11 protein-coding genes are annotated in these 11828 nt (G+C 43.2%); 5 read left to right on the top strand and 6 right to left on the bottom strand.

The features are described from left to right. Window positions 1–79: 79 nt before the first annotated feature. From ttcA to AB4375_RS00905, 4 genes are all read right to left on the bottom strand, one after another. Window positions 80–973 carry a tRNA 2-thiocytidine(32) synthetase TtcA gene (gene ttcA, locus AB4375_RS00890; RefSeq protein ID WP_017059635.1) on the bottom strand — a complete coding sequence of 298 codons (894 nt, stop codon included), beginning with the start codon at window positions 971–973 and terminating at the stop codon, window positions 80–82. Between the two features lie 320 nt (window positions 974–1293). Further along, window positions 1294–1944 carry a DUF2987 domain-containing protein gene (locus AB4375_RS00895; protein WP_136974288.1) on the bottom strand — a complete coding sequence of 217 codons (651 nt, stop codon included), beginning with the start codon at window positions 1942–1944 and terminating at the stop codon, window positions 1294–1296. A gap of 123 nt (window positions 1945–2067) precedes the next feature. Beyond that, complete coding sequence (locus tag AB4375_RS00900; protein WP_372050873.1) at window positions 2068–2919, bottom strand: glucosaminidase domain-containing protein; 852 nt, start codon at window positions 2917–2919, stop codon at window positions 2068–2070. Next, the gene (locus tag AB4375_RS00905) at window positions 2912–3727 is read right to left on the bottom strand and encodes a membrane protein (RefSeq protein WP_017063864.1); all 816 of its coding nucleotides are present in this window, start codon (window positions 3725–3727) and stop codon (window positions 2912–2914) included. Before AB4375_RS00905 ends, AB4375_RS00900 begins: the two co-directional genes overlap by 8 nt. A 329-nt stretch (window positions 3728–4056) precedes the next feature. Between AB4375_RS00905 and potA the strand changes: the two genes are divergently transcribed. The 5 genes from potA to AB4375_RS00930 all read left to right on the top strand — a co-directional run bounded on the left by potA (window position 4057) and on the right by AB4375_RS00930 (window position 9215). After that, on the top strand, window positions 4057–5172 hold the full coding sequence (potA, locus tag AB4375_RS00910; protein WP_372050875.1) for a spermidine/putrescine ABC transporter ATP-binding protein PotA: 1116 nt from the start codon (window positions 4057–4059) through the stop codon (window positions 5170–5172). Continuing rightward, window positions 5156–6013 carry a spermidine/putrescine ABC transporter permease PotB gene (potB, locus tag AB4375_RS00915; protein ID WP_017059630.1) on the top strand — a complete coding sequence of 286 codons (858 nt, stop codon included), beginning with the start codon at window positions 5156–5158 and terminating at the stop codon, window positions 6011–6013. Before potA ends, potB begins: the two co-directional genes overlap by 17 nt. Next, window positions 6013–6783: a spermidine/putrescine ABC transporter permease PotC gene (gene potC, locus AB4375_RS00920; RefSeq protein WP_017059629.1), complete on the top strand. Its 771-nt coding sequence runs from the start codon at window positions 6013–6015 to the stop codon at window positions 6781–6783. Before potB ends, potC begins: the two co-directional genes overlap by 1 nt. 149 nt (window positions 6784–6932) lie before the next feature. Then, the gene (locus AB4375_RS00925) at window positions 6933–7967 is read left to right on the top strand and encodes an extracellular solute-binding protein (protein WP_017059628.1); all 1035 of its coding nucleotides are present in this window, start codon (window positions 6933–6935) and stop codon (window positions 7965–7967) included. Window positions 7968–8177: 210 nt separating this feature from the next. Next, window positions 8178–9215 carry an extracellular solute-binding protein gene (locus AB4375_RS00930; protein ID WP_017059627.1) on the top strand — a complete coding sequence of 346 codons (1038 nt, stop codon included), beginning with the start codon at window positions 8178–8180 and terminating at the stop codon, window positions 9213–9215. A gap of 94 nt (window positions 9216–9309) precedes the next feature. Here the strand turns inward: AB4375_RS00930 and cobB are convergent, their stop codons facing one another. Both cobB and AB4375_RS00940 read right to left on the bottom strand, forming a co-directional pair. After that, window positions 9310–10044: a Sir2 family NAD+-dependent deacetylase gene (gene cobB, locus AB4375_RS00935; protein ID WP_017063867.1), complete on the bottom strand. Its 735-nt coding sequence runs from the start codon at window positions 10042–10044 to the stop codon at window positions 9310–9312. Between the two features lie 256 nt (window positions 10045–10300). Next, a complete protein-coding gene (locus AB4375_RS00940) occupies window positions 10301–11521 on the bottom strand; it encodes an ammonium transporter (protein ID WP_372050876.1) in 1221 nt (406 codons plus the stop codon). Window positions 11522–11828 lie beyond the last annotated feature (307 nt).

Consider the following 11828-nt stretch of genomic DNA (forward strand, 5'->3'; position numbering starts at 1 on the left):
GCCTCCTCCTACTCGATTATCTAGAGCAACGCCATTCCAAACACAGAATGGAAAACATCATCTTTATCCAATCTAATGGTTAAACATTCGTTACGTCGATGAACATTGACTCATCGATGTTAGAAGATGAAATTTCAGCTTCTTCGAATTCGTACGCTTTGCGGTCTTCACTACGGTCTAGTGGAAGGTTCACGAAGTCAAACAGCTCGCGGTCAGCCAGTTGGCTTGGACTTACGTTCTGGATTGACTTGAAGATCTTCTCAACACGACCTGGCGTTTTCTTATCCCAATCAATTAGCATCGCTTTAATGTTCTGACGCTGTAGATTCTCTTGAGAGCCACATAGGTTACAAGGAATGATTGGGAACTCTTTATGTTCTGCGTATTTGATTAGGTCCGTTTCACGACAGTAAGTCAGTGGACGAATAACAACGTTACGACCATCATCTGAACGAAGCTTTGGTGGCATAGCCTTTAGGCGCGCACCGTGGAACATGTTTAGGAACATGGTTTCAACGATGTCGTCTAGGTGGTGACCCAGTGCGATCTTAGTTGCGCCAATCTTCTCTGCGAATGAGTACAAAGTACCACGACGAAGACGAGAACATAGGCCACACGTTGTTTTGCCTTCTGGCACTTTCTCTTTAACCACTGAATACGTGTCTTTATCTACGATGTAGTAAGGAATGTTCAGCGTTTCAAAGTACTCAGGAAGAATGTGTTCAGGGAACCCAGGTTGTTTTTGATCTAGGTTTACTGCCACAACATCAAATTTGATCGGTGCTGCTTCACGTAAACGTAGCAAAATATCTAGCATCGCAAATGAATCTTTACCGCCACTAATACATGCCATTACTACGTCATTCTCTTCGATCATGTTGTAGTCGATGATGGCATTTCCAACATTTCTTCTCAGACGTTTCTGAAGTTTGTTGAATTCAAGTGTTTCTTTTCTATTATCGTTTTGGTTCATTGCGACTCTCACACCGTCGTATTACCGACTGTAGATTGCTAGTGGGACTGTTTTAGGGCGTGGATTATACGGATTTTTATTTAATGTTGAAATAGTAACGGCAGGATAAACAAGCTGAGTAATAGAAAGATTCTGCTTTTATTGTTCGATAAGCTCCCTAGCTGGTAGAGAAACGCGGTTTCACATGCTCTCGGTTGGTATCGCAGATAAAGAAAAGCAGCCTGATCTAATTCGATGAGGCTGCTTTAAGATATGTCGTAAAAGCTTAGGGGAATGATTCCGCTAAGCTTTTACTTCACTAACAATGATTCCGTTAAAAACTATTGCGCGGGAATGTACGGCAATACGCGAACTGTTGGTTCTGGTAACGTGATGCTGTCACTTCCATGAAGTTCTTCTAAGGTGAATTTCGCTCGCCCTTCTTTGATTGGTAGTTGCTTACCATTTGAAAGCTCGATGTTGCCTTCCAGCTTATTAGCGAACTCTAGCGTTAACCCTTGGATATCTGGCGTGAACCAACCAGAGAACATGCCGCTGACGTCTTCAAGCATCGCCTGCATCTGTGGCAATAGATTTTCTATCTGTGTAACTTCAACAGTTCCAACTAAAGGCTCTTGAGTCATCACGACCAAAGAATACGCACATTCTTGTTCTTGAGTTTGTACAAAGATAAGAGGGTTTGCTGAACGAAGGTTTTGATCTACCGGTAGAAGCAGTTCATTGGCTGGAGAGACTTTTAGCTCTTCGTAGTGCTCTTCTTTTTCCATCCAAGCTTTGCTGATGTGACAGGTTTGCTGAGCTTGTTGATCAACAAAGAAGACCGCAACTTTGACATCATCATGCCCTTCTTTGGTGTTGTTTTTCAGCTGAGTATAAAGCTTAGAATACGTGAACATGTATTCTTGCGCTGTAGCAGGAAGAGAAACCCCAAGGCTTAATGAGGCTAATAAAGCGAGTGCTGTCTTTTTCATTATTATAATCTTGTCGAAGTTGAGCGTTTATAAATAGAAAGAGCAGCCAATGAGCTGCTCTTTTTGTGATATTACTTGGTATAAGCCGACTATCGAAGGCAACCAAGTTGGTATCAAAATGAGTTACTTTTTCCAGTATACCTCGTTGTGACGGATCATAGCTTGTAAATCAGTCACATAGTCGGAACCTCGCTCAGAATATTTTAACAAGCCATTGGTGAGCTCTGTCGCCGTTGCGGTTGTTAAAAGATCATCACCTTGGGCAGCAAGTTTTGCACGAATCGCTCTTAGATCGGCGTAAGCACGATTACGATTAAGGTTCATGAAATACCGATGTACGGATTCTTGGCTTGAAGAGAATGTTGCGACTTCATGCGAGCTACCTTCGTTACGTTGTAGCGGAACAAGGCCACAACCTTTGGTGTAACACCAGTGTCCAAAATAGTTATTTGCTTTAGTGGCGAAACGAGATGTACCCCAAGCTGATTCATTGGCCGCCTGAGTTAACACAAGCGCTTCAGGTAGCACGTTTACACGATTCAACATTTCTTTCAGCCAAGCGTCATCTAAGCCCGATGAAGGTACAGGCAGGCTATACAGCTTCCCTAGTCTCTTTGCATATGACGCGTCTTCAGAGTCAACATTGTTCAACCCCGTCTCTGAAAGTTTGGTTAGAAACGCACGTTCTTTGGTGATTCGCTTGTTTTCGATGTTGATACTTGGGCGAAGATAAGAAAAGAAGGTGTCTTTCTTTTTATTTACATCTTCAATCGCTGCGAAATCTGGCTTATCAGAAGAGACGGTCAAGTCACCAAAGTTTTGCTCTGAGTCTGAAGCCTTTTGCCCCGCTCGCCTGCGCTCTTCTTCTTGTTGGTAAAGCATTGGGCCAACTAACGAGATCGAGCCAACTAAGGCTAATGCTGTCACTTTTAGCGCAAGTGATTTACTTGCGTTTAATTTAGAGTTGTTATGCATCGAATACCTGTGGGTCTTTATTGTTGCTACCGTTGTGGTCGTCGTCACTCTTTGGTCTGTCTGACGCGATCAGTTTGAGTTTAATGCCAAACATCTCGCGGTAAAGAATCCCTTTCACGTGGAAGAAGAAAGGTAAAACGAAGATAAGGCCAATGCCGTACATCATTGCCGCGACGATGAACATCAGCATTACTAATAGGTAGATAGAAGCAACGGTGAAGATTTTTTTGTTGACAGCACGCAGAGAAAGCAGCAGCGATTGCATTGGCGGCACTTTCTTATCACAAATCAGCAGAATCGAATGGCTGAATGCAAGTGAGAAGTAGATAGACAAGAACGGCAGAATCATACCTGCGATGCCTTGAAGCATTAGGCTAAACAAAGTCACTAGAATAACCGGAACCGTAAACTGCAAACCTTTACCGATGTGGCGTACTTTGGTTTGTAGGCCAGCGGCGTGACTCATTGCCATTAAACAGATACCCGCATAGATAGGCGCACTGATCACTTCATAGCTAAAGTTCGCGATAAAAATCGATTCAACGATTTGTGGCGTAAACGACTCTGGGTCGATAACTGCATCTAAGATAACCGCGGGATCACCAAGCTGTAGTTTTAGTGCGATATAAAAGATAGCGAGCTGCACAAACATCAAAGCAATAATCGCTGGGGAAAACGAAAGAAAGTGACTTATCGTATGTTTCCAAGCTTCTTGGAATACAGCCGTTGCTTTGAGCTCATAATCGCCAGAAAGTGCACGGTTGATACTACCGCCCAAATTAAAATCTTTTTCGATGTCGTTGTTCATATTGATACCTAGGTGTGCCGATTAAGCGAAGCCACCTAACTTATTGATAAAAAATTACCTTCATTATACTCATATGTCGGATACAAACTAAAATATGAATCTGTAACAAGGCTTGCTTTTGCGTCTTGATGGTTAATAATTAGACACTTGTTAGGGTGTAAACCCAGTAAATAACAGTATGGTAAAGGATGTTTACTTTTACCTGCGAAATTTTTTATCTTCGAAAGGTAAAAAATGCTTTGAATTCACGTTTTTGGTGATTATGATGCGCGCCTTAAAGGTGTATAGCAACAGGTCTCAAATAGAACCAAGGTGGAGAAAAACAGACGTTGAACGCTAAAAAATCAGTAGGAAAGCCAGTAGTACAGCTAACTGGCATCAGTAAAAGTTTCGATGGTAAGGAAGTCATCGGCAATCTGGATTTAAACGTAAATCATGGTGAGTTTCTCACGATTTTAGGCCCATCAGGTTGTGGTAAAACAACCGTGCTAAGAATGATTGCGGGTTTTGAAACGGCAGATAGTGGTCAAATACTATTAGCTGAACAAAACGTAACCCAAGTTCCTGCTGAACAAAGGCATGTAAACACTGTATTCCAAAGCTATGCCCTATTCCCGCATATGACCGTTTTCGACAATGTGGCATTTGGCTTACGCATGCAGAAAGTTCCAAACCGCGAGATTGAACCTCGTGTAATGGATGCTTTGAAAATGGTGCGCCTAGAACAAATGGCACAACGAAAGCCACACCAGCTATCTGGTGGCCAACAGCAACGTATCGCAATCGCTCGTGCTGTCGTTAATAAGCCTAAAGTTCTTTTGTTGGATGAATCTCTATCTGCTCTGGATTACAAACTACGTAAACAGATGCAAATCGAGCTGAAACAATTACAACGCCAACTTGGTATCACGTTCATTTTTGTAACGCATGACCAAGAAGAGGCGCTGTCTATGTCTGACCGTATTATTGTTATGCGTGATGGCGTGATTGAACAAGACGGAACACCAAGAGAGATCTACGAAGAGCCTAAGAACCTATTTGTAGCGCGTTTCATTGGTGAAATTAACGTATTCGAAGCGACAGCGAAATCTCGTCAAGATGAAAAACGCATTGTTGCGACAATCGAAGGTGAAGAGTCCATTATCTATCACGATAAAGACGTCACACCGGGTCAAAAACTGCAAGTATTGCTTCGCCCTGAAGATCTTCGAATCGAAGAAATTAAAGAGTCAGAGCAACGCGGTATTGTTGGCCACATTGTCGAGCGAACCTATAAAGGCATGACATTAGATTCAGTCGTAGAACTTGAATCTGGTATGCGTGTCATGGTTAGCGAATTCTTCAACGAAGATGACCCTGATGTTGATCACTCACTGGGCCAAAAAGTTGCAGTAACTTGGGTTGAGAGCTGGGAAGTGGTATTAGAAGATGAGCAAGAAGTTTAATTTACAAAACGCAATTGTTGCTTTAATCACAGGTTGGTTAGTGTTGTTCGTGATGATTCCAAACATCATGATCATTGGTACTAGCTTCTTAACTCGTGATGAAGCGAACTTGATCGAGATGACCTTCACTCTCGATAACTACGTGCGTTTGGCTGACCCGCTGTATTTTAAAGTGTTGATGCACTCTTTCTATATGGCAATTGTCGCAACCCTACTTTGTTTGATTATTGGTTACCCATTCGCTTACATCGTGGCAAAAATGCCGGCGAAGTGGCGTCCAATCATGTTGTTCCTAGTGATAGTACCATTCTGGACTAACTCTTTGATTCGTACATACGGATTAAAAATTGTACTGGGTACGCAAGGTGTCTTGAACAAAAGCTTGTTAGCGTTAGATATCATTGATAAACCGCTACGTATCATGTACTCAGAAACCGCAGTAATGATCGGTTTAGTGTACATCCTACTTCCGTTTATGATTCTGCCGCTGTATTCAGCGATTGAAAAACTGGACGATACGTATTTAGAAGCGGCTAAAGATTTAGGTGCGAACAAACTGCAAACGCTATTGAAAGTGGTACTACCACTAACAATGCCGGGCATTATTGGCGGCTGTTTGTTAGTGCTACTGCCAGCGTTAGGTATGTTCTACATCTCTGACCTATTAGGCGGAGCTAAGAACCTATTGATTGGTAACGTGATTAAGAGCCAAGTGCTCAACGCTCGAGACTGGCCGTTTGGCGCAGCGACGAGTATCGCACTGACCATGGCAATGGCTGTGATGCTGTATGCCTACTACCGAGCAGGTAAGCTATTGAACAAGAAAGTGGAGCTAGACTAATGGGGCGCACAGTTAAGTTCAGCTTTATGGCGCTGGTATACGCCTTTCTATACCTACCTATTATCGTATTGATCGCTAACTCGTTTAATGCCAATAAGTTTGGTATGAAATGGGGTGGCTTCACCACTAAATGGTATGACGCGCTTATTAACAACGACAGCCTAATGCAGGCTGCGTGGCACTCGATCAACGTAGCGGTGTTCTCAGCAACAGCCGCAACGATTGTCGGGAGCCTTACAGCAGTAGCCCTATTCCGTTACCAATTTAAAGGTAAAGGCATCGTAAATGGCATGCTGTTCATCGTAATGATGTCTCCAGATATCGTAATGGCGATTTCGCTTCTTGCGCTATTCTTGGTAATGGGTGTTCAACTTGGGTTCTTTACCCTACTTGCTGCTCACATTACTTTCTGTCTACCGTTTGTTGTAGTAACGGTATACAGTCGCTTGAATGGCTTTGATGTGAAGATGCTAGAAGCAGCAAAAGACTTAGGTGCAAGTGAATGGACGATTCTAAAACAGATCATTCTGCCTCTTGCTAAGCCAGCGGTTGCTGCGGGTTGGTTATTGAGCTTCACTCTGTCTTTGGACGATGTAATCATTAGCTCTTTCGTAACCGGCCCAACGTATGAAATCTTACCACTGAAGATTTACTCAATGGTTAAAGTGGGTATCTCTCCTGAGGTAAACGCCCTAGCAACAGTGATGTTAGTGGTGTCGTTAATACTGGTGATCATTTCTCAGTCATTAGCGAGAGAAAAAATCAAGTAAGTCTCCTACTCTATATAGAGACTGGCTTGATTAAGAAGTTAAGAGACTTCAAGTTCAAAAAAAGTGTTAATCATAAACAGAATGGTAAATTGCCATTCTGTTTTTCTATCTACTGCCTTCGGGCAACGTTTAGTTTGGAGCTAACGTCAATGAAAAAATGGGCTACTCTATTAGCTGGTAGTGCATGTGCGCTTTCAATGTTATCTGCACCATCATTTGCAAAAGATAACAAAGAATTGGTATTCATGAATTGGGGACCTTACATCAACAGTGAGATTCTAGAACAGTTCACTGATGAAACTGGTATCAAGGTGATCTACTCGACTTACGAGTCGAACGAAACCCTGTACGCAAAGCTAAAAACACACAACAAAGGCTATGACCTAGTTGTGCCGTCGACTTACTTCGTATCTAAGATGCGTGACGAAGGTATGCTACAAAAGATCGACAAAACTAAGCTGAACAACTTCAAGAATCTAGATACTAACTATCTAGATAAGCCGTACGACCCAAGCAACGACTACTCTATTCCACACGTAGTTGCGATCACAGGTCTTGCTGTTAACACTGACATGTACGATCCAGAAGATTTCCAAAGCTGGGCTGATCTATGGAAGCCAGAGCTTGAAGGTCAACTGATGATGATGGACGACACTCGTGAAGTGTTCCACATCGCACTGCGTAAGTTAGGTTACTCTGGTAACACAACCAACGAAAAAGAGATCGACGAAGCGTACGCTGAGCTACAAAAGCTTATGCCAAACGTTCTAGTATTTAACTCAGACAACCCAGGCGCGCCTTACATGTCTGGTGAAGTAGGTCTTGGTATGCTGTGGAACGGTTCTGCTGCTGCAGCGCAAAACGAAGGTCTACCAATCAAACTGGTTTTCCCTAAAGAAGGCGGTATCGGTTGGGTTGATAACTTTGCGATTAGCTCTGGTGCGGTAAACGTAGAAGCAGCTCATAAGATGATTGATTTCCTACTTCGCCCTGAAATTGCTGAGCAAATTTCTCGTGACACAGGCTACCTAACGGCCGTTAAAGCGTCTAACGAGAAGTTCAAAGATAGCCCTGCGCTATTCCCATCGCAAGAAGACCTTGATCGTGTTGAATGGCAAGCTGCGGTTGGCGATAAGACAGTGAAGTACGAAGATTACTTCATGAAACTTAAAGCAGGTCAGTAATTTAGCTTATTATCTAACTGTGGCTAAGTAACCAGTTTACTTAACAGGTCAACGTAGATAATCAATAAGTTAAAAATAAGAATATCAATGAATAGGCAGCTTAGGCTGCCTATTTTATTATATCTCTGCTATGATATAGCGCGATTTTTCGAAATCCTTTACCTTGGGTTCACTACCCAGCTCCAAATCAAACAAATGAACGGAACAGTAATGAAAAAAACACTGTATACCGGCGCATTGTGTGCTGCTACTTTACTTTCTACACCCTCTTTCGCAGCTGACCAAGAACTGTATTTTTACAACTGGTCTGAATATATTCCAAATGAAGTACTAGAAGACTTCACAGAAGAGACGGGCATTAAAGTCTACTACTCAACTTATGAGTCTAACGAAAGCATGTACGCTAAGTTAAAAACTCAAGGTACGGGTTACGACTTAGTGGTTCCTTCTACTTACTTCGTTTCTAAGATGCGTAAAGAAGGCATGCTTCAAGAGCTTGATAAAACCAAGCTAAGCCACTTTGCAGATTTGGATCCAAATTACTTAGATAAGCCATTTGACCCAAATAACAACTACTCAATCCCATACATCTGGGGTGCGACGGGTATTGGTATCAACTCAGACATGCTAGACAAGTCTTCAGTTAAAAACTGGGGCGATCTGTGGGATACGCAGTGGGAAGGTCAACTGATGATGATGGATGACTCTCGTGAGGTTTTCCATATCGCTCTATCTAAACTGGGCTACTCTCCAAACACGACTAACCCTGAAGAGATCAAAGAAGCCTACGAAGAACTTCGTAAGCTAATGCCAAACGTATTGGTATTTAACTCAGATTTCCCAGCGAACCCTTACCTAGCAGGTGAAGTGTCTCTTGGTATGCTTTGGAATGGTTCTGCTTACATGGCACGCCAAGAAGGCGCAACGATTGACATTATCTGGCCAGAAAAAGGCGCTATCTTCTGGATGGACAGCCTAGCAATTCCAGCAGGCGCTAAGAACACTGAAGCGGCTCATAAGATGATCGACTTCCTTCTTCGCCCAGAGAACGCTGCGAAAATTGCTCTAGAGATCGGTTACCCGACACCAGTTAAAACCGCTTACCCTCTTCTTCCTAAAGAATTTGCTGAAGACAAGAACGTTTTCCCACCACAATCAGTGATGGATAACGGTGTGTGGCAAGATGAAGTTGGTGAAGCGAGCGTTATTTATGACGAGTACTTCCAAAAACTTAAAGTAAACAACTAAGTTATTGTTAGTTAAGAAGTTAAGTAAATAAAGCGGCGTAAGCCGCTTTATTTTTTCAGATTCAGAAACTGATGTGTGTTATTAAAGACAAGGCTTAGGCCGTTAAAGAACCTTTCTCTGTACATAATAACTCGCCAACCAGTTTAGGCACCTCGATACTCGCCTTGCCGTAGCGCTTCTCTTCAAATTCACTTTCAACCGCACTTGGTTCGAGGTTTATCTCGATAGTATGTGCACCATGCATTTTCGCATCGTGAACAAAGCCTGCCGCTGGATAAACAACACCTGAAGTTCCGATAGAGATAAACAGATCCGCTTCTTCCAGTGCGGAATAAATGTCGCCCATTCTTAGTGGCATTTCGCCAAACCAAACAATATGTGGACGCATTTGTGCAGGGATTTGGCAGCAATGACAAAGTTCACCCGTTTCAATATCGCCTTTGTGCTCTACAACTTGATTGGATTCACTGCAACGCGCTTTTAAAAGTTCACCATGCATGTGAATAATGTTGTTGCTACCGCCTCTCTCGTGCAAATTGTCGATGTTTTGAGTAATGATGGTAACTTTTCCATCAAGCTTGTCTTCGAGCTCTCCTAGCGCCTTGTGGGCTGAATTGGGCTGAATGCTCTCACTTTGCAGGCCGTGACGACGCTTGTTATAGAAGGCTTGTACCAAGTCAGGATCTTTTGCGAACCCTTCAGGCGTCGCTACATCTTCGATTTTGTGGTTTTCCCATAGCCCGTCTTGTGCTCGGAATGTTTGTATCCCCGACTCTGCAGAGATGCCAGCGCCAGTAAGAATTACGATATTTCGATATGGGAAATGCATATAACGTCCTTTTAGATATGTCACTTTGTAACAGCTTAGCACTGTTCAAATTCCAACAATAGTTTTGGGGATTAGACCATAGTCTTAGGCAACTGAATTCATTGGCTATTTGTGACATAACTCGCTTGATAGTTGTGGTTGTTGTTACTCAAATTCTCTGTTTTGCTATCCATAGAAACAAAAAAGCGACCGAAGCCGCTTAGTTCTGTTCAACAGTTGTCTACTTGATGTGCTTTACCCCACCAAGTGAACAACGTTAGTCTTCGTTGATAGAAGAGATCTTATGGATAGAAAGATCCGCACCGTTGAATTCATCTTCTTCACTTAAGCGTAGGCCTGTTAGTTTGCTCAACACACCGTATACGATTAACGCGCCGACGAAAGCAAAAGCAACACCTGCGACTGTACCAATCAACTGAGAAGCAAAGCTCACGCCGCCTAGACCCCAGAAAGCTTGTTGGCCGAAGATACCAGCAGCAACGCCACCCCAGGCACCACATACGCCGTGTAGAGGCCATACACCCAGTACATCATCGATCTGTGTTTTGTTTTGCATATAAGTAAATAGGTAAACAAACAGCGCACCTGCCACACCGCCCGTCACCAAAGCGCCAAGTGGGTGCATCAAATCTGAGCCCGCACAGATAGCGACGAGACCAGCCAAAGGACCATTGTGGATGAAGCCCGGGTCATTTTTACCTGCAATTAGAGCCGCAAGAATACCGCCAACCATGGCCATGAGAGAGTTCATTGCCACGAGACCGCTGATGCCATTGATCGCTTGAGCTGACATCACGTTAAAGCCAAACCAACCCACACATAAGATCCAAGAGCCTAGTGCTAAGAATGGGATATTCGATGGTGCGAAGTTGGTGTGTTTGCCTGCACGGATTCGACCTTTACGCATCCCTAAGAAGTAAACTGCGACCAAAGCAATCCAACCACCTACGCCGTGAACCACTACCGAGCCTGCGAAGTCATGGAACACGTAACCAAACTGACCTTCTAGCCAATCTTGGAATCCAAAGTTGCCGTTCCAAATGATGCCTTCAAAAAATGGATAGATGAAACCAACCGTAAACAGTGTCGCAATCAAAATTGGATAGAAACGAGCACGCTCTGCGATACCACCAGAAACAATCGCAGGAATTGCCGCTGCGAATGTCATTAGGAAGAAGAACTTAACCAGTTCATATCCGTTGCCTTGCGAAAGTGTTTCTGCGTCTGCAAAAAAGTGTGCACCGTAAGCAACCCAGTAACCGATAAAGAAGTAAGCAATGGCGGAGACACCAAAGTCGGAAAGGATCTTAACCAGCGCGTTGACTTGGTTCTTCTTTCGAACGGTACCGACTTCTAGAAATGCAAAGCCAGCGTGCATCAAGAAAACCATGATGGCGCCGAGTAATAGGAATAAAGTATCTGAACTTTGGGTAAGGGTTTGTACTGCACTATGAACTTGAGTCACCGTTTCACTCATTAAAGCATTCTCCTTCGCTTTATCTGATTTGCACTGATATCGTGCGATTCAATGTTGTAATTAATTAAAGACTCAACAGTGAACGCAAGATGCGTTCCAAGTGTGTGGTGTAATTTTCGTGCAACAGTTTTTGCTTTTAACTTACTGATTAATTGATAATAAATTTATCGGTGCACTTTCTTGGTTCTTAATGAGCGTGAAAATGGAAACAAGAATTGCACCAATTAAGGGAGTTGCACCATATTGAAGCGGTCAATACTATGCTTCATTAAGTTTCGTTGCTGATTAGAATCGAGTAGGAGGAGGC

Source organism: Vibrio sp. 10N.261.51.C6 (assembly GCF_041471785.1).
GTDB classification, from domain to species: Bacteria; Pseudomonadota; Gammaproteobacteria; order Enterobacterales; family Vibrionaceae; genus Vibrio; species Vibrio crassostreae_C.

Excerpts from the sequence above, each read along its gene's own strand:
- ttcA (WP_017059635.1), bottom strand. The coding sequence starts at position 973 with ATGAACCAAAACGATAATAGAAAAGAAACACTTGAATTCAACAAACTT.
- AB4375_RS00895 (WP_136974288.1), bottom strand. The coding sequence starts at position 1,944 with ATGAAAAAGACAGCACTCGCTTTATTAGCCTCATTAAGCCTTGGGGTT.
- AB4375_RS00900 (WP_372050873.1), bottom strand. The coding sequence starts at position 2,919 with ATGCATAACAACTCTAAATTAAACGCAAGTAAATCACTTGCGCTAAAA.
- AB4375_RS00905 (WP_017063864.1), bottom strand. The coding sequence starts at position 3,727 with ATGAACAACGACATCGAAAAAGATTTTAATTTGGGCGGTAGTATCAAC.
- potB (WP_017059630.1), top strand. The coding sequence starts at position 5,156 with ATGAGCAAGAAGTTTAATTTACAAAACGCAATTGTTGCTTTAATCACA.
- potC (WP_017059629.1), top strand. The coding sequence starts at position 6,013 with ATGGGGCGCACAGTTAAGTTCAGCTTTATGGCGCTGGTATACGCCTTT.
- AB4375_RS00925 (WP_017059628.1), top strand. The coding sequence starts at position 6,933 with ATGAAAAAATGGGCTACTCTATTAGCTGGTAGTGCATGTGCGCTTTCA.
- AB4375_RS00930 (WP_017059627.1), top strand. The coding sequence starts at position 8,178 with ATGAAAAAAACACTGTATACCGGCGCATTGTGTGCTGCTACTTTACTT.
- cobB (WP_017063867.1), bottom strand. The coding sequence starts at position 10,044 with ATGCATTTCCCATATCGAAATATCGTAATTCTTACTGGCGCTGGCATC.
- AB4375_RS00940 (WP_372050876.1), bottom strand. The coding sequence starts at position 11,521 with ATGAGTGAAACGGTGACTCAAGTTCATAGTGCAGTACAAACCCTTACC.